This is a genomic window from Candidatus Litorirhabdus singularis (assembly GCF_026262625.1).
Classification (GTDB): Bacteria; Pseudomonadota; Gammaproteobacteria; order Pseudomonadales; family Halieaceae; genus Litorirhabdus; species Litorirhabdus singularis.
The window spans coordinates 40,180-57,282 of sequence record NZ_SHNN01000005.1 but is presented as its reverse complement, the minus strand read 5'-3'; the positions used below and the strand labels follow the sequence as shown (position 1 = coordinate 57,282).

The window sequence follows — 17,103 nt, the reverse complement described above, 5'->3', positions numbered from 1 at the left end:
CGGCTATTGACGCGAGCTATCGAGCTGTCGGCACAGCCGCGCAGCACCAATGAACATACGCGCCGTGGGTCGCTGTAAATAGTCCGGGTCGACCCAGAACAATGATTCACGCTGGACCGCACGCAAAGCAGGATATCCACTCCATTCGTCCAACCATTCGGGTCGTGCAGCCCCCATACCACTGGCCACAATGGCGTCAGGGTTGCGGTGCAGAACCGATTCCACATTAATTTTCGGCGCCAAAGATACAGCATCGGCAAACGCGTTATGCGCCCCGCACAGCTCCAGCACGCGGCTAATCATATGCTCGCCGTTGATGGTCTGTAACGGCGCATTCCAGACCTGGTAAAATACTTCAACAGTAGGCCGCTGGCGATACTGCTCGCCCAGTCGGACGATCTCGCGCTCCAACCGGTCAGCTTCAGCTGCACTGACAGGGATCGTCCCTGCCAGTTTACCGATACTGCGTATGCTCGCCGGAATATCAGACAACTCGCGCAGCTCACTGACATAAACCGGTATACCCAGTCGCGTCAGCGATTCCAGCTTTTGCAATCCATTGCCGGACGCCCACATGAGAATAAGATCGGGCCGCAGTGCGACAATCGCCTCCAGACTCCAGGCCTGATAATCACCCACCACCGGTATCTGGTCAGCGCCCTGCGGGTAATTACTATAGCTCGCAACACCCACCAGCTTAGCGCCAGCGCCGGCGCTGAAAACGTTCTCTACGATATGCGGTGCCAGCGCTATAATGCGCTGAGCCGGCTGTTCAAGCGTCACCTCGCGCTGATGAAAATCAATCACCGTCACCTCCGCACTGGCGGCAGCCGCCGCAGACAGAAGCAGTACACCCAGCAAAAGACTTCTCATAGCTGTATCACCAGCGGCGCTCCCGATACTGGATGCGCTCCAATAGTAACCTGCGCGCCGAACACCGTGGCAAACAGCTGAGCGGTCAACACTTCTGCCGGGGTGCCCTGAGCAACCACCTGCCCCTCCGCCACCGCTACTACTTGGTCCGCCACACCCGCTACCAGATTGAAGTCATGGGCTACCATTACAACAGCGCAGTCATTAGCTGCCAGTAAGCTGAGCGACGCCATGATCAACTGCTGGTGCGCCAAATCAAGTGCCGTTGTCGGCTCATCCAGCAGCAGAACTCGCGGTGTGCCTTCATTCTGCCAAATCTGCGCAAACACCCGCGCCAACTGCACGCGCTGTTTTTCACCGCCTGAAAGTTGCGTGTAAAAGCGTTGCCGCAGGCGCGTCGTATCCGTGGCCTGCATCACTTCCTGAAGTATCCGACGATCCATCGCAGCGCCAGTACCGTGGGGCGTGCGGCCCAGCAGAATGACTTCCTCTACGCTATAGGGGAAGTTGAGCAGGGATAGCTGTGGCAGCACCGCCATCATTCTGGCGCGCTCAGTCATATCCCATTGCGACATGGGAGTACCCAGCAATCTGCAGTCACCTCGACTCGGTTCCACATCGCCTGCCAGGAGCTGGAGTAAGCTGGTTTTGCCGGCACCGTTGGGACCAATGATACCCGTCACCGCGCCGGCGCTGAGGCAAAAATCAACACCACGTAAATGAAAATCGCCCCAGGGGTTTGCATCAACCTTGGCCAGTTCGAGAATAGTCATTACAGCATCCCGTACTGATGACGGCGTCGAAGTAGCGAGATAAAAAAGGGCACCCCGATCAGCGCGGTGACAATACCCACCGGCAACTCGGTAGGCGCCAAAACCAAACGTGAAAAAGTGTCAGCCACCACCAGTAAAAGAGCTCCGGCTAGCGCCGACGCCGGCAACAAGCGCCGGTGATCCGGACCCGTCAACATCCTCACTATATGAGGTACGATCAAACCGACGAAGGCAATAGTCCCCGCCAGAGCCACAGCCGTGCCGACACTAATGGCGACAGTCACTATCAAGACCCGCTTGACCCGCGCCACATTGATGCCCAGATGCCTCGCCTCAGACTCGCCCAGCAGCATGGCGTTGAGTGCCACGGCAAACCGCGGCAAGGCAAGCAGCAGAGCTATTCCCACCACAGAGCCGATCAGCAACCGGGGATAGTCGGCGCCATCCAGGCCACCCATACGCCAGAGGCTGATGCGCCGCAGCATATCGTTGTCAGCATAAAATTCGAGCAGACTGCCTACACTGCCGGCCAGCGCGGTAATGGCGATCCCGGCCAACAGCATCGTCGCTACCGATGTACCCTGAACCGAGGTTGCCAATCGATAAACCAGCAACACGGCTAACAGTCCTCCAATAAAGGCCCCAAAAGACACCAGCGTCAGGCCGACGTAACCCACCAAGGCGCTGCCTCCCAGCACAATCATAATGCTCGCCCCCAGAGAAGCACCGGCGGTCACACCAATCAATGACGGATCCGCAAGCGGGTTGCGAAACAGCCCCTGCATGGCAGCGCCGCTGCAGGCCAAAATAGCACCCACGACGGCTGCCAGCAGTATTCGTGGCAGGCGAATCTGCCCTACTATGACAGCGGCCTGACTGCTTACATCGCCATTAACGAACTGCCACAGGCCTTGCAGAGCCTCTAGCGTCGACAGTGGCGCCGCGCCATTGGCCAGGCCCAGCAACAAAGCCACTGGCAGCGCCAGTAACAACACTGGCATAACCTGTCGCGCGCGCCGATCACTCGTTACATCCGTCATGCGGCAAACCACCGCGGAAACAGCGCTGCCAGATCCAGGTGCTGTTCAAAGCAATCAGCCAGTCGTTCCATGTCCTGTTCACGTCGAGCATTACGGTCAAAGGACTGCACTGACGTCAACCCCGCCCACTCCAGCAATGCAGCGCAAGCTTGCGGAGTATCGAAGACAGCGTGCAAATAGGTACCGGCTACGTTGCCATCCGCCGCGACCCAACCATCTGACCTGGCCCCTTCCAGCTGGGCAAAGGCGACGCCAGCACCCCGTGTGGTGCTGATCCCGCAGTGTATTTCGTAGCCGCTGACGGTCCCGCCATTCAACCACAAGGTGCCGCTAGTCTGACGTAACTGCTTATCGGCCTGTAGCTGTGTAACCACCGGCAACAAGCCAAGCCCGACGCTGGATCCGGGCGGCCCCTCAACAGCCTGCGGATCATGCAGTTGCTCACCCAGCATCTGGAAACCACCGCAGATACCCAGTACCTTGCCGCCGTAACGCAGATGTCGCAACACATCGGTGTCCCAGCCCTGCTGCCGCGTAAAATCCAGATCGGCGCGCACATTTTTACTGCCGGGTAACACGATCAGATCGGCACCAGTGAGCGCCTGCCCCGGACCGACATAAGTCAGGTCTACCTGGGGATGATCACGCAAGGCGTCAAAATCCGTATGATTGGACAGTCGCGGAAACACCGGTACGGCTACCCGCAGACTCTCCGGTCCCGCGCTCACCTGTTGTATGTCAACCGCATCCTCGGCATCGAGCCGCAGGTCGGTCAGGTATGGCAATACACCCAACACCGGCTTGCCAGTGCGTTGCTCCAGCCACTCCAGCCCCGGCTCCAGCAGGCTGATATCACCGCGAAACTTGTTGATGACAAACCCCACCACACGAGCCTGTTCGCTCGCGGAGAGCAGGTCCAGCGTACCGATCAGGTGCGCAAACACACCGCCGCGATCAATATCGGCAACAATAATCACGGGGATATCGGCAGCCTCGGCAAAACCCATATTGGCGATATCGCGGTCGCGAAGATTAATCTCTGCGGGGCTGCCCGCACCCTCCACCACCAGTACTTGATACTGCTTTAGCAAACGCTGCCATGATTCCATCACCGCCGCCATCGCTGTGGTTTTATACTGATGATAGTCACGCGCATCCATATGCCTGGCGACCTGTCCCTGTATGACGATCTGCGCTGCAGTATCACTGGACGGTTTTAGCAGAATCGGATTCATATCCGTATGCGCAGTGACGTTAGCAGCCAGCGCTTGCAGCGCCTGCGCACGACCAATTTCACCACCGTCTGCAGTAACGGCGCTATTAAGCGCCATATTTTGCGGTTTGAAAGGAGCGACTTTTGCGCCCTTACGGGCCAACGCGCGACACAAGCCCGTTACCAGTATGCTCTTGCCCGCGTCCGAGGTGGTCCCCTGGACCATCAGCGCGAGCGGAGCATCGCTGCTAAAAGTCGACACCCTGACGCGCCTTAATACCCGCGTTGAACGCGTGCTTCACGTCCTTGACCTCAGAAACCGTATCCATGATTTCTTGCAGCGCTGCACCACCCCCACGCCCGGTCACCACCACGCTTTGCTCGGGTGGGCGATTAGCGAGCGCGGCAATGACCTCGTCTTCGGGTAGATACTTGTAGGCCAGCATATAGGTCAGCTCATCCAGCACCACCAGATCGAAACTGGGGTCCTCGAGCATGGGTCGGGCAACTGCCCAGGTTCGCACTGCGGCCTCAATATCACCGCTGCGATCCTGGGTGTCCCAGGTGAAGCCGGTGCCCATCTGGTAGAAAGTCACCTGCGGACATTGCTCGCGCACATAAATTTCTTCCCCGGACAGCTGCTGGCCTTTGATGAACTGCACCACACCGACTTTTTGGCCATAGCCCAGCGCCCGCATCACCATTCCAAACGCGGAGCTGGACTTACCTTTGCCGTTGCCGGTGAGCAGTATGGCCACACCACGTTCAATACTCGCCTCTTCTATGCGCGCATCTACATTAGACTTTTGCTTCTCCATCGAAGCCTTATGTTTGGCGTTCTTCCTGGTTTGCTTGTCGTCTGTGGTGCTCATATAACCCTCTCAATTCTCTTTACCAACGTCTAGAAAGACCAACGTACTCCGGCATAGCCGGCGGTACCAGTGGTATTGTAGGTTGGTACCTCTTCATAGTCCTCGTCGAGTAAATTCTCTACCCGACCACAAACCTGTAAGCCCTTAATCCCAGGACCAGACGATCTTCCAACAGCCACCGAGAGCTCAATGCGCGATACCTCGAATGGTGAATTGAAGCCATATGCTGGATAGTTTCCTGATTAATCACCGACACTGACGTGCCAATCTGCCGCAGTGGCATTTCGATAAGCGAAGAGGTGGCTAGGATCTCTTCCATTTTTTCGTTCGCGTAAGTGGCGGGAACTGAAGCACAGGCCAGCCAAGTGCTGACAACTGATAAAAATTTTTCATACTGAATCCTTGTTAGCCAAAAATGGCAACCAAGGGAGGGTAATCAGGGAACGCAATATGCTGAGATATTGGGCAACCTTCAATGAAGCCCTCCGCTTCACAGTTGCTTACTATCAGGCAGATATCGGGCTCTCAGCAGTTGCTGAATACCGTTGCGGGGGCAGCGGTGGATGTGCCAGAGGCATACCACACTTCCCTTTTAACCCGACCCGCCAAGACTGACGTCATAGCTGTCGGGCACCTGAATGGCAGCGAACTTAGTGGATGTCTGGGGGAAAGTCAACGGAAAGCAGCCTGCAATCAGCGCTGCCAAAGGCTGGCACCGGTTTGCCCCGGTCCGGAAGCCACCATGACCTCCAGCTCTCTAATATCCTGATCGTTCAGAAACGCTTTGTCTTCCACGAGTGTGTCCAGCAGATAGGACGACAGATCCTCAACGGTGGTATTACGCACAGGCAAGAGTTGAGTATCGCTTTTTAGAAACAGCATCGTGTCAGTGTCATGAGTGACACGATAATATTCATCCTGCTCACTGATCTGCAGATACAGAGACTGTGAAGGAATCAAGGTGTACTCATCAATAGCGTCGCAAATTTGCTTCAATTTACGTTTGTAAACCGCATAATCACCGGTCAGGCCATTGTCGTCCACCGGCGCCACAATGCGCGCTGAAACCGAGAAATTGTGCCCGTGCAGGCGCTCACGGTCGGTAGCCGAAAATATGGTGAAGTGAGCTGCAGAAAACTTGTGACTCTCCTTGTCGATGAGAATAGTGGTCAGCTTTTCCATTAACGAATGGCTCCTGATAAGGCAAATGGGCGGTATATCAATGCGCAACGATTGTGGATAAGTTTTACTTTGCTGTCCAGCGCACAAGCACTGTGGTCAAAAATCATGATATCGTTTGCGCTAAATTTTTCGGGACTTAACGGCTATGAAAGCAGCAGTCATTACCGGCGCCAGTGTCGGCATCGGTGAATCCACCGCCAGTAGCTTCCTTGCAGCGGGCTACCATGTATTCAATCTTTCGCGGCGCAGCTGCGCTATAGAGGGCGTAGAAAATATCCACTGTGACCTCGCCAGTGAAGAGTCCATAGCCACGGCAGTGGCCACTATTAAGCAAGCTTTGGTGACGCCAACTCATTTGGCTCTGATCCACAACGCCTGCCAGATGCGCAAGGACAGCGCCGACGATTGCAGCAGTGACAGTCTCAGCGAAGTCATGCAGACCAATCTGATCGCAGCCAATAGCCTCAATCAGGGCTTACTGCCGATGATGGCTGCAGGCTCCAGTATTTTGTACATCGGCTCTACGCTGTCGGAAAAAGCAGTGCCCGGGTCATTTAGCTATGTGATATCCAAACATGCGCTAATTGGCATGATGCGCGCAACTTGTCAGGATCTGATGGGTAGCGGCATTCATACCGCCTGCATCTGCCCAGGTTTTACCGACACAGAAATGCTGCGCACCCATCTGGGCAATGATGCCGAGCTGATCAAAACTATCGGCGCCATGAACAGTTTTGAGCGCCTGATCGATCCTGCCGAAATTGCCGGCTTAATCGATTACGCTCATCACAACCCGGTTATCAATGGCGCCATACTGCACGCCAATTTGGGCCAGAAGGAGGCCTGAGAGTGATCAGTACGGGACAGATACAAGAACGCAGAGAGCGTGTATTTCTAGTGCTCGCGGGTATTTTTATCTGCGCCATGACTATGCTCAATATACTTGGCATCACGCGCTTTATTCAGCTCGGACCGTTGTCTTTAGCGATTGGTGTTCTGCCCTACCCGTTGACGTTTCTATGTACCGATCTAATCTGCGAACTTTACGGTAAAGCCAGAGCCAACTTCATGGTTACCCTTGGCCTGGGCCTTAACTTCTTTATCCTCGGCGTGCTTTATCTCGGACAACTCATACCCGCGGTCTCGCCAGATGCCATGCCACCATGGCAGGTACTGCAGCTGGCTGAGTCGGTCAGCCTGCCCAACGGCAGCTCGGTCTCTGGCAGCGTCGAGCTCTATGAGCTGATTTATGCCACTACTACGGGAGCCGTATTTGCCTCTATGATGGCGTATATTGCGGCGCAGTATTGTGATGTGCAGCTGTTTCACTTCTGGAAGCGGGTCACCAAGGGCAAACACCTGTGGATTCGCAACAATTTCAGCACTATGCTCAGTCAGCTGGTGGACTCCTTTATGGTAGTTCTGGTGACTTTTGGTGCTGCCTTCCTAGCCGGCGACTTTACGGTTCGTGCGCTGATCGTGCTTATGTTTAGTAACTACGCCTTTAAGTTTATCATCGCGGCCCTGGACACCGGTCCGTTGTATCTCGCTGTTTACCAACTGCGCAAATACATGCATCTGCAGGAGGGTGAGTTGGCGGTTCCCACGCCTCTAAACACCTGAGTAACAGCTCCTATTAGCAGCTCTGAGCAACCAAACGCTGGTATGGCGGGACAGACTAACTGGCTCACAACATCAGCATAGGACCACCCCACCGGTGACGCGAAGCCAAAGTTGTCTATAATGGCGCACATGAATGATCTCTCTACCGCCATGTCAGAACGCATTACTAATCCTCGTTACGGCGACGGCTGTTATCGACGCCGCATACAGCTTGAGCAACAGCCCGGCGCCCTTAGCGGTTCGCTAGAAGACGATTGTCATGGCTTTAGAGTCCGCATTACCCATGACGACAAGGTCGTCACTGGCGTTGAAGCCGATACTTTGCGTATTCCATTGAGCAGCTGCCCGGGAGCCATAGAACCGCTGCAGCAATTAATTGGCATAACGTTGGCAACACCAACATCGGAGATCGTCGTTCGGGTGCCTCCACGTCAGAACTGCACCCATCTTTACGACCTGGCGCTGCTTACCATGGCGCACGCGGGACATGAGAGTCGGTTGCGTGAATATGACATTACCGTCTCAGACATGCCGCGTGAAGCTGGCCATAGTGTCGCCGAGATAGCACTGAACGGGGATAAGTTACATCGCTGGGAACTGGAGTGGATACATATCGCTGAGCCTGCAGAGTTAGCGGGTCGACCCGTACTTAATGGCTTTGCCGCCTGGGCCAATAAGACCTTTAGCGGCCTGCAACAAGAAGCCGCTTTTGCACTTTCCAAGGGTGTTTTTGTAGCCTTGGCACGGATGTATGATCTGAGCAAGATCGACGGCGAGCCAGCCCTGCATGACGAAGCGCGCCTGGGCGTTTGCTACAGCTATTCCAAGGGGGTGGTAGAGGGCGCGGTAAGACTGCCTGATTCGGTCAGGGATTTCAGTAACACGCCTGAACAGTTGCTAAAGTTTCTCTAGTGCAAAGCAAATTACCCGCCGTCGGCACCACCATTTTTACCGTTATGTCACAACTGGCAGCTGACAACGACGCGCTTAACCTATCGCAGGGTTTCCCTGATTTTGACGGACCACTAAACCTGCGCAAAGCCCTGGCCAATGCCGTGATGACCGGCAACAACCAGTATGCGCCTATGATCGGCCTGGGTAGCCTCAGGGAGCAAATTGCGCTCAAACTACAGCGTTTTTACCAAGTCAGCTGCGACTGCGAATCTGAAATCACGGTCACCCCCGGCGCCACCGAAGCTTTGTTCTGCGCGATCCAGGCTTTTATCAATAGCGGCGACGAAGTCATCGTTTTCGATCCGTGCTATGACAGTTACGAGCCTGCGATTACGCTGGCCGGCGGAGTCACCAGGCACCTGCCGCTGCAGTTGCCGGGCTTTGCTATCGACTGGGACCAGGTTGCCAGCACTATTTCTGCTCGCACCCGTATGATCATTATAAACTCTCCGCACAACCCCAGCGGCGCCCTGCTAGCTGAAGCAGATCTGCTAAACCTGCAGCAGTTGGCCTGTCAGCATGACCTCATTGTACTCAGTGACGAGGTCTACGAGCACCTGGTCTTCGACGGCAATCAACATCGCTCGGTACTGCAATATCCGGCGCTACGAGAACGCAGCATCGCGGTATTTTCATTCGGCAAGACGTTTCATATTACCGGTTGGAAAACCGGCTATTGTGTGGCGCCTCCCGCGCTGATGGCAGAGCTGCGTAAAGTGCATCAGTTCGTCACGTTTGTCGCTGTAACACCGGTGCAGCAAGCGCTGGCAGATTTTATGGCGGCAGAACCAGACTACCCAAGCACGCTGGCAAATTTTTATCAGGCCAAGCGCGACCAGTTCTGTCGCGAACTTGAGCCATCTCGGTTTAGCCTGGTGCCCAGCCCCGGCACCTACTTCCAACTACTGGATTATTCAGCTATCTCAGATGAATTGGATACGGAGATTGCAGTCCGACTGACACGAGATGTGGGCATTGCCTCGATACCGATATCGGTTTTTTGTGAGCAGTCACTGCCTGCATATTACCTGCGCTTTTGCTTCGCCAAGCAAGCGGGAACACTGACACAGGCGGCAAAATTGCTATGCGAGATCTGAACGTCAGTTTGCTGCAGTGCCCACTGCACTGGGAGGCCCCGGCAGCCAATCGAGCCTATGTCGAGGAAATGATTTCTCAGCTAAGTGCTGATACCGATTTACTCATTCTTCCGGAAATGTTCACCACCGGTTTTTCGATGCGCTCTAAAGAGAATGCTGAGACCAGTGCCGGGGCTACCCTGCCATGGCTGCAACAATTGGCAGAGCGTTATGATCTGGCCATCACCGGCTCGCTGGCGGTCGCCAGTGACGATCAGGTATACAACCGACTACTGTTTGTCACCCCCGATGGCCGCGTTCAGCACTATGACAAAAAACACTTGTTCCGGATGTCAGGAGAGCACCTGCATTATGCAGCTGGCGACTCACGTCTGGTGGTGCAGTGGCGCGACTGGCGTATTTGTCCGATGATTTGCTACGACCTGCGATTTCCAGTGTGGAGCCGCAATACCGGTGACTATGATCTGCTGCTATACGTTGCTAACTGGCCTGCCAAACGTCAGTACCATTGGCGGCAATTGCTGATCGCGCGCGCCATAGAAAATCAGGCGTACTGTATTGGGGTCAATCGAATAGGCACTGATGGTAACGCCATCGCTTATAGTGGTGACAGCCTGATACTGGCGGCCGACGGTGAAATGCTAGTAGATTGTGCAGACGCAGAAGGGCTATTCAGTAGTCGCTTAAGCGCTTCTGCTCTGCAACGTTATCGTAGCAAGTTTCCCTGTCACGAGGACGCAGACAACTTTTCGTTGTAGCAAAAAAAAACCGGCTCCGCATTCAGCGGAGCCGGCCCTTTCAGAGCGCAGTAGGTTTAGTTACCTGCTGTATCGCTCAATGTAGCCATAACGCGACGGTTTTCCGCGCGGCCTTCTTCGGTATCGTTAGTCTCTACCGGCTCAGCCTCACCATATCCAATCGCAGTCATACGACTTTCTGCAATGCCAAACTTGTTAGCCAGTACCGCTTTAACGGCATTAGCACGGCGCTCTGACAGTACCTGGTTATAACCAGCATCACCGACGCTGTCGGTATGGCCTTCAATTTCCAGCTGTAGTTCTTCAAACTGACCCAAGAATTCGGCCAAGCCGCCAAGATCTTGCATATACTGCTCAGTCACTTCATCAGAGTTGAAACCGAAGTTAACCTGCAATTCAACCGAAGCGGTCTCTACCACTTCCTGAACAACTTCACAGCCGCGGCTGTCTACTTCTGCACCGGCTGGAGTGCCGGGGCAAAGGTCATCATCGTCGAATACGCCGTCGCCGTCGCTGTCAATCGGGGCCGCTACAACCGCTGCCGCAGCCACTACAGGCGCCGCACGCTTGCCCTTAGGCGGCGCAAAGCTATAAGCAATACCAAACGTCAGTGCAAGGTCGTTGTCGCTATCGTCAAACGAGTGCAACCAACGCGCATCTGCACGCCAGCTCCAGTGATCGGTGAAGTAGTAGCGTAATCCGGCGCCAAGGTTGGCCTGGATATCCGACTCCTTGCCTGTCTTAAAGCCACGGCTCAGTTCACCAGCGCCCAGTGCCAAGTAAGGATAAAGGTTGCCCTGCGGCTCCGTGTAGTAAACACCGCCCAGATGCCACTGATCGATATTGACATCACTGCCATCAATTGCAGACTCACTATCCCCACCAGAGTAGGTAAACTCAGCTGCCCAGTCGTCGCTCAAGCGCCACTCAAGAGCACCTGAAGGGAGGATTTCATTATCCACGTCACGGTTGCTATCAAAATAGTGCTGAGTGCCGCCCAAAGTGATCGTCAGTGGAGCTTCGTTGGCCGCCTGTGCCATACCGGAGAAAACCCCTAATACAGCCGCCAGAACAGCGATTAATCTTACGTTCATGTCATTATCCTTGTGCGTTGATGGAATGGTCATAGCTCCCTATTTCACGGAGCTTTAATATTTCGCGGCAAGCATACCAGCCGTTCACTATCAGTTCTATGAACTATTGCCGGTTTCATTGCGCTCCTGACAGGCTACACAGAGGGGCGAATCAGGGCGAATTTGCAGTCGAGCCCAGGCAATCGGCTGGTCACAATCGTCACAATAGCCATACTCACCCTCAGCCAGTGCCGCCAGCGCCCGCTCCACACGGCTCAAGTGAGCTCGCACATGTCCCTGATTGGCCAATGCCATCTGTTGCTGTGCAATCGCGTCCATGCGCGACAGCCGCCCTACCGACTGCTGATCAAGCGACACGGGCGCTGCAGCGGCGTCCGTACCCTGCAGTTGTTCCATTAATTCTCTGTGGATGCGCCGTAATGTCTGCTCCAGCAACTGCATCTGCGCGCTGGACAATGGTTCTGCGGGGGCTACTGCCATCGTCTTACCAACCCAAAGTCTGCTTAACGAAAGGAATCGAGAGCGCCCGCTGTTGGGCCAGCGAAGCGTGATCCAGCTGATCCAGCACCTGAATCAACGAATCCAATGAGCGTGGCGCCCGAGCCATCACATATTGGGCCACGTCAGCGCTCAGTTGCAGCCCGCGGCGCTGGGCTCGAAATTGGAGTATCGCCAGTTTTTCGGCGTCATCGGGCTGGGGCAGGTGCAGGGTGACGCCCCACCCCAGTCGTGAACGCAAATCTTCCAACACCAGCGGCAAACCTCGCGGCGGGCACTGCGCACTGATCAGCAGGCTGCAGTTTTGCTCACGCATTCGATTAAACGCGTGGAATAGCGCTTCCTCCCATTGGCTGTCGCCACCAATCGCCTCAAAGTCGTCAAGACACAATAGCGCCATCTGCTCTACATCCTGAAGAATCGACTCAGCATCAGCCTCCACAAATTGATTGAGGGGGAGATACAGCGCTTGTCCAGCGGCGAATTCACGGCATACCGCTTGCAATAAATGACTACGGCCACTTCCGGGCATACCATGCAGGTATACCAGCGGCTCACCAACAGCAGTACTCAGCGCCCGCAACACACCGCTTAGGGGGGATAATTCTTCGCGAAATAGAAAATTATTCAGGGTCGCGTCATCGCGCAACCCCACTCCCAACGTCAGCTGCGCAGGAATCGTCACAGCAGACAACTGTGAGCGACACAAGAGGTTAGGGTTGCCATTGATAAACCAGGGTCGCGGGCGCTATGTCTTCTGGCAGTGACTGCGCCATCAGCAGCGGCTGCATGCGACCGCCCAGCTCGATAAGGCGACTCAGTTGCGTCAATTGAAGAGGGGCCTGCACGCTGAAAACAACCACATCCTCAGTCACAAACTCCACCAGCGCCGCGTCTACTAGATCAATGGCCGCCAGATAACTAAGGGCGCCACGGTAGTCCGCATAATTTGCCAGCCCCTGCACCTGCACCCGAACCTGAGCGGCGCTTTCGCTGGTTGCCTCAACCGCGTAGCGCTGGGCCATTTTTTCTGCGCTGAGCGCCGCACCGGCCCCGGCTATAGTAGTCAACGAAACCCCGTAATCACTACTGGAATAACTATTTTCTTGCCACAGATACTGCCACTCCCCCATCCAGCGATCGCCAGGAATTTGGTGCAGCTGCCCCACCAGAATATTATTGACGGAGTAACGCTCGGATGCTGTGCTGATCTTCGCAGAGTCAAACTCCCACACGTCATCTACCGCTATCGCCAACGCATCTTCAATATCCAGCAACGGCAAAACCAGCGGCACACCGCGCTGGTCAAAGGCCTTATCAATCTGTGCCAGCAGCTCTGAATCAGTCTCGGCGCTGGCAAATCGACGGCCACCGTTATCGTTAACCACAACCCAGACCAGCACTGCGGGCCTGGTCGCGCTCCACAACGGCAGTCGAGCGGTAGTCAAATTGTCGTTCACCAGAGCGGCAGAAAACTCCACCTGCAGCCGCAGCTGGTCATTGTCCCCACGCACATATTGGTATTGTTGAACGTAGTCTTGGGCCGCTGCCAACATAGACGCTAAGGCTTCTTCCTCGAGGACTTCTCGCCGCCCTGAGACTTTTACCAATACCAGCGCTAAAGCTTCTTGCATACCAGACTGCAGCGCCGGCCGGCCGTGGTTCTCGACGACAACCTCTGCCTGATATAGATTGCTGACAACCTCAGCCGCCAGTGCAGGCAAGCTGAACAAATAAATCATTAGCGATAACAAGAAACAACGCATTGAATAAGGAACCAGAAAGCGGAAACAAACAACATTTTAACAGCACCCACCCTCAACACCAATGAACACTGCTGAAATTAGCCGACGGACCATATAGAATAGCCGCTTTTCCAGACTGCGGATTCCACCATGCCCACTTCTCCTGATCAACCGTCGCTCAGCTACCGGGATGCCGGGGTCAACATTGATGCCGGTAATCAACTGGTGGAACGCATCAAAGGTGTTGCCAAGCGCACCCGACGTCCCGAGATTCTGGGTGGACTGGGCGGTTTTGGCGCGCTCTGCGAGCTGCCCTCTGGTTATCGTCAGCCGGTGCTGGTATCGGGTACCGACGGCGTCGGCACTAAACTCAGCCTCGCTATGACCATGGGCAAGCATGACACTATCGGCATCGACCTGGTTGCCATGTGCGTCAACGACCTGATAGTTGCAGGCGCGGAACCCTTGTTTTTCCTCGATTATTACGCCACCGGCTCACTGTCGATTGATACCGCCGTGCAAGTAGTAGAAGGCATCGGCGCCGGCTGCGAGCTGGCCGGCTGCGCGCTGGTAGGCGGCGAAACCGCAGAAATGCCTGGTATGTATGAAGGGGAAGATTACGATCTGGCCGGATTTTGCGTCGGCGTGGTCGAGAAATCAGAGATTATCGATGGCAGTCAGGTCGCCACAGGAGACTGCCTGATTGGGCTGGCCTCCAGCGGTCCACACTCCAACGGTTACTCCCTGATCCGCAAGATTCTCGAAGTCTCACAAGCCGATCTGGCACAAAGCATGGGTGATTGCAGCTTGGGTGAGGCACTACTCACACCCACGAGAATCTACGTCAAATCACTCCTGGAACTGTTTAAGCAGGTGCCGGTAAAAGCCCTCAGCCACATCACCGGTGGTGGATTGCTGGAAAATCTGCCGCGAGTACTGCCAGAGCATACAGAGGCAGTTATCGATCTGGCTAGCTGGCAGCGACCCCCTGTTTTCGACTGGCTTCAGCAACAGGGCAATGTCGAACGTGACGAGATGCATCGCACCTTCAATTGCGGCGTTGGTATGGTCATATGCGTGGCTGAAGAGCATGCGGAAGCAGCCCTGGCGCAACTCGGTGCTACCGGAGAAACCGCCTGGCGCATAGGAACCGTGCGTGCCGGCACTCAGGCAGAACCCCTCGTCATATTGCAGGACTGACTCGCGCGCCCATGAACATCGCGGTACTGATTTCAGGCAATGGCTCCAATCTGCAGGGGCTCATGGATGCCTGCAATAGCGGCCAACTTGCGGCTAATATTGTTATGGTGATTAGTAATCGCGACGATGCCTATGGCCTGGAGCGAGCAGCGCAGGCCGGCATTGCTACTGCAACGCTCAAACACCAGGACTTTGCATCGCGTGAAGATTTTGACGCTGCTCTGGTCGCCGCACTGCAACCCGCAGCGGTCGAACTGGTGGTACTGGCGGGCTTTATGCGCATCCTGACCCCCGTGTTTCTGGATCGCTATCGCGGCCGACTGCTCAACATTCATCCGTCGCTGTTGCCGCTGTATCCGGGTCTGCACACCCATGCCCGTGCCCTGGACGCTGGTGATGCGGAAGCCGGCTCTACAGTACATTTTGTCACTCCGGAGCTGGATGGCGGGCCACCAGTATTACAGGCACGCGTGCCGGTAATGCCTGAAGATGACGAAACCAGCCTCGCGGCCAGAGTACTGGCCTGCGAACACAGTATTTATCCTTTGGCGGTTAGTTGGTTTGTCCAGGGAAGGCTGCGCCTGGTAGGCAACCAAGCGCTATTGGATGAGCAGGTAGTGCCTGCCAGTGGCATTGATTTCAGCGGCTAATCACACCCATCAAGCCCTAAATCAGGCTTTGGGCAGCGTCACTCCGGTCTGGCCCTGATATTTGCCACCGCGATCCGCGTAGCTGGTTTCGCAGACTTCGTCCGATTCAAAAAATAGCATCTGAGCTACGCCCTCGTTGGCGTATATTTTGGCCGGCAAGGTCGTTGTGTTGGAAAATTCCAGCGTCACGTGCCCCTCCCATTCTGGTTCCAACGGCGTCACGTTAACGATAATGCCACAGCGGGCATAGGTCGATTTACCCAGACAAATCGTCAGCACGCTGCGCGGAATTCGGAAGTACTCCACCGTTGATGCCAGCGCAAAGGAATTAGGCGGGATGATGCAGTAGTCGCCGGTTATATCGACGAAACTCTTTTCATCGAAATTTTTGGGGTCGACCGTCGCTGAATGAATATTGGTAAACACTTTGAATTGGTCAGAGCAGCGCACATCGTAGCCATAGCTTGAAGTGCCATAAGAGATCAGCCGCTCCTCCCCGGAGTAGCGCACCTGGTCTGGCTGGAATGGTTCAATCATGCCGTGATCCGCTGCCATGCGGCGTATCCATTTGTCGGATTTAATACTCATAGTGCTATCTCGCTAGCTAGTCATTACTGATTACAATTTCTGGCCCACTGCGCTGCTCACCGGTACCCGTCAGCGCCGCTGCTACGCGCTCTGCTATCTGCAGATAAACCGCAGTAACATCAGAACCGGGCTCCGCCACCACGGCCGGGGTGCCAGCATCGGTCTGCTCACGAATAGACAGTGCCAACGGCAGCGATCCCAGTACCTCGACCCCGTACTCCGCCGCCAGTCGCTCGCCGCCCTCTGCACCAAAAATATGCTCCGCATGCCCGCATTCACTGCACACATGCACCGCCATATTCTCCACCACGCCGAGTACCGGAATATCCACTTTGGAAAACATTTCTATGCCCTTGCGTGCATCCAGCAACGCGATGTCCTGAGGCGTGGTGACAATCACCGCACCGGCCACCGCCGCTTTCTGCGACAAGGTTAACTGGATATCACCAGTGCCAGGTGGCATATCAATAATCAAGTAGTCCAATGCTTCCCAGAGTGTCTGTTCCAGCATCTGCTGCAACGCTCCACCTGCCATGGGACCGCGCCATACCATCGGCGTCTTGTCGGTCACAAGATAGCCCATCGACATCGTTTTGAGACCATGGGCCTCCACGGGCACCAACCATTTGCCATCTTTTTGGTCTGGACGCACGCCGTCCGCCACGCCCAGCATTATCTGCTGGCTAGGGCCATAGATATCGGCATCCAGCAGTCCTACGCTGGCGCCGTTGGCCTGCAGTGCCAGTGCCAGGTTGACGGCTGTTGTCGACTTGCCGACTCCACCTTTTCCGGAAGCGACAGCAATAATATGTTTGATCTTATCCATCGATAAATCTCAGTGCGGGACAGGGGGCGCTAGTATAGGGACTGCGCCCGAATGCCACAAATACTATGCGCCGTGACGCGGACGGCGGCCACATCCTGGTGGGATGAAATCAACAGC

At 55.3% G+C, this 17,103-nt stretch carries 20 protein-coding genes and 1 riboswitch; of the genes, 7 read left to right on the top strand and 13 right to left on the bottom strand.

What is annotated here, in order from left to right; translation table 11 throughout:
• Positions 1-3: 3 nt before the first annotated feature.
• The 7 genes from EYC98_RS19210 to EYC98_RS19180 form a co-directional block, all read right to left on the bottom strand.
• Positions 4-873 carry a cobalamin-binding protein gene (locus EYC98_RS19210; protein WP_279247020.1) on the bottom strand — a complete coding sequence of 290 codons (870 nt, stop codon included), beginning with the start codon at positions 871-873 and terminating at the stop codon, positions 4-6.
• Entirely contained in the window at positions 870-1,646 is a 777-nt protein-coding gene (locus tag EYC98_RS19205; RefSeq protein ID WP_279247019.1) for a heme ABC transporter ATP-binding protein, read from the bottom strand. The genes EYC98_RS19210 and EYC98_RS19205 overlap by 4 nt, the downstream gene beginning before the upstream one ends.
• Positions 1,646-2,686 carry a FecCD family ABC transporter permease gene (locus EYC98_RS19200; protein ID WP_279247018.1) on the bottom strand — a complete coding sequence of 347 codons (1,041 nt, stop codon included), beginning with the start codon at positions 2,684-2,686 and terminating at the stop codon, positions 1,646-1,648. Before EYC98_RS19200 ends, EYC98_RS19205 begins: the two co-directional genes overlap by 1 nt.
• Entirely contained in the window at positions 2,683-4,125 is a 1,443-nt protein-coding gene (locus EYC98_RS19195; protein WP_279247220.1) for a cobyric acid synthase, read from the bottom strand. Before EYC98_RS19195 ends, EYC98_RS19200 begins: the two co-directional genes overlap by 4 nt.
• A gap of 22 nt (positions 4,126-4,147) precedes the next feature.
• Positions 4,148-4,771 carry a cob(I)yrinic acid a,c-diamide adenosyltransferase gene (cobO, locus tag EYC98_RS19190; protein ID WP_279247017.1) on the bottom strand — a complete coding sequence of 208 codons (624 nt, stop codon included), beginning with the start codon at positions 4,769-4,771 and terminating at the stop codon, positions 4,148-4,150.
• A 29-nt stretch (positions 4,772-4,800) separates the two neighbouring features.
• The gene (locus EYC98_RS19185) at positions 4,801-4,950 is read right to left on the bottom strand and encodes a hypothetical protein (RefSeq protein WP_279247016.1); all 150 of its coding nucleotides are present in this window, start codon (positions 4,948-4,950) and stop codon (positions 4,801-4,803) included.
• A gap of 313 nt (positions 4,951-5,263) precedes the next feature.
• A riboswitch (cobalamin riboswitch) is annotated at positions 5,264-5,424 on the bottom strand.
• Between the two features lie 40 nt (positions 5,425-5,464).
• Positions 5,465-5,953: a 6-pyruvoyl trahydropterin synthase family protein gene (locus EYC98_RS19180; RefSeq protein WP_279247015.1), complete on the bottom strand. Its 489-nt coding sequence runs from the start codon at positions 5,951-5,953 to the stop codon at positions 5,465-5,467.
• Positions 5,954-6,098: 145 nt separating this feature from the next.
• On the opposite strand from EYC98_RS19180, the gene EYC98_RS19175 reads away from it, so the two are divergent.
• From EYC98_RS19175 to EYC98_RS19155, 5 genes are all read left to right on the top strand, one after another.
• Positions 6,099-6,800: an SDR family NAD(P)-dependent oxidoreductase gene (locus EYC98_RS19175; protein WP_279247014.1), complete on the top strand. Its 702-nt coding sequence runs from the start codon at positions 6,099-6,101 to the stop codon at positions 6,798-6,800.
• A 2-nt stretch (positions 6,801-6,802) separates the two neighbouring features.
• Positions 6,803-7,576, top strand: coding sequence for a queuosine precursor transporter (locus tag EYC98_RS19170; RefSeq protein ID WP_320415566.1), 774 nt, complete (start codon positions 6,803-6,805; stop codon positions 7,574-7,576).
• A 129-nt stretch (positions 7,577-7,705) separates the two neighbouring features.
• Positions 7,706-8,488, top strand: a complete 783-nt coding sequence (locus EYC98_RS19165) for a DUF2889 domain-containing protein (RefSeq protein WP_279247013.1) — start codon at positions 7,706-7,708, stop codon at positions 8,486-8,488.
• A complete protein-coding gene (locus EYC98_RS19160) occupies positions 8,488-9,627 on the top strand; it encodes a methionine aminotransferase (RefSeq protein WP_279247012.1) in 1,140 nt (379 codons plus the stop codon). The genes EYC98_RS19165 and EYC98_RS19160 overlap by 1 nt, the downstream gene beginning before the upstream one ends.
• The gene (locus tag EYC98_RS19155; protein ID WP_279247011.1) at positions 9,615-10,385 is read left to right on the top strand and encodes an amidohydrolase; all 771 of its coding nucleotides are present in this window, start codon (positions 9,615-9,617) and stop codon (positions 10,383-10,385) included. Before EYC98_RS19160 ends, EYC98_RS19155 begins: the two co-directional genes overlap by 13 nt.
• A 56-nt stretch (positions 10,386-10,441) precedes the next feature.
• Here EYC98_RS19155 and EYC98_RS19150 read toward each other — a convergent pair whose 3' ends face one another.
• From EYC98_RS19150 to EYC98_RS19135, 4 genes are all read right to left on the bottom strand, one after another.
• Positions 10,442-11,479: an OmpA family protein gene (locus tag EYC98_RS19150; RefSeq protein WP_279247010.1), complete on the bottom strand. Its 1,038-nt coding sequence runs from the start codon at positions 11,477-11,479 to the stop codon at positions 10,442-10,444.
• Between the two features lie 96 nt (positions 11,480-11,575).
• A complete protein-coding gene (locus EYC98_RS19145; RefSeq protein ID WP_279247009.1) occupies positions 11,576-11,959 on the bottom strand; it encodes a TraR/DksA family transcriptional regulator in 384 nt (127 codons plus the stop codon).
• A gap of 4 nt (positions 11,960-11,963) precedes the next feature.
• Complete coding sequence (gene hda, locus EYC98_RS19140; RefSeq protein WP_279247008.1) at positions 11,964-12,662, bottom strand: DnaA regulatory inactivator Hda; 699 nt, start codon at positions 12,660-12,662, stop codon at positions 11,964-11,966.
• Positions 12,663-12,690: 28 nt separating this feature from the next.
• Positions 12,691-13,719: a DUF2066 domain-containing protein gene (locus tag EYC98_RS19135; protein WP_279247007.1), complete on the bottom strand. Its 1,029-nt coding sequence runs from the start codon at positions 13,717-13,719 to the stop codon at positions 12,691-12,693.
• Positions 13,720-13,872: 153 nt separating this feature from the next.
• Between EYC98_RS19135 and purM the strand changes: the two genes are divergently transcribed.
• Both purM and purN read left to right on the top strand, forming a co-directional pair.
• Positions 13,873-14,922: a phosphoribosylformylglycinamidine cyclo-ligase gene (gene purM / locus EYC98_RS19130; protein WP_279247006.1), complete on the top strand. Its 1,050-nt coding sequence runs from the start codon at positions 13,873-13,875 to the stop codon at positions 14,920-14,922.
• An 11-nt stretch (positions 14,923-14,933) separates the two neighbouring features.
• The gene (purN, locus tag EYC98_RS19125; protein WP_279247005.1) at positions 14,934-15,572 is read left to right on the top strand and encodes a phosphoribosylglycinamide formyltransferase; all 639 of its coding nucleotides are present in this window, start codon (positions 14,934-14,936) and stop codon (positions 15,570-15,572) included.
• 21 nt (positions 15,573-15,593) lie between these two features.
• Here the strand turns inward: purN and dcd are convergent, their stop codons facing one another.
• Positions 15,594-16,160 (bottom strand): dCTP deaminase, encoded by a 567-nt coding sequence (gene dcd, locus EYC98_RS19120; protein ID WP_279247004.1) that lies wholly within the window; start codon positions 16,158-16,160, stop codon positions 15,594-15,596.
• 16 nt (positions 16,161-16,176) lie between these two features.
• Entirely contained in the window at positions 16,177-16,986 is an 810-nt protein-coding gene (gene apbC / locus EYC98_RS19115; RefSeq protein ID WP_279247003.1) for an iron-sulfur cluster carrier protein ApbC, read from the bottom strand.
• Between the last annotated feature and the right edge of the window lie 117 nt (positions 16,987-17,103).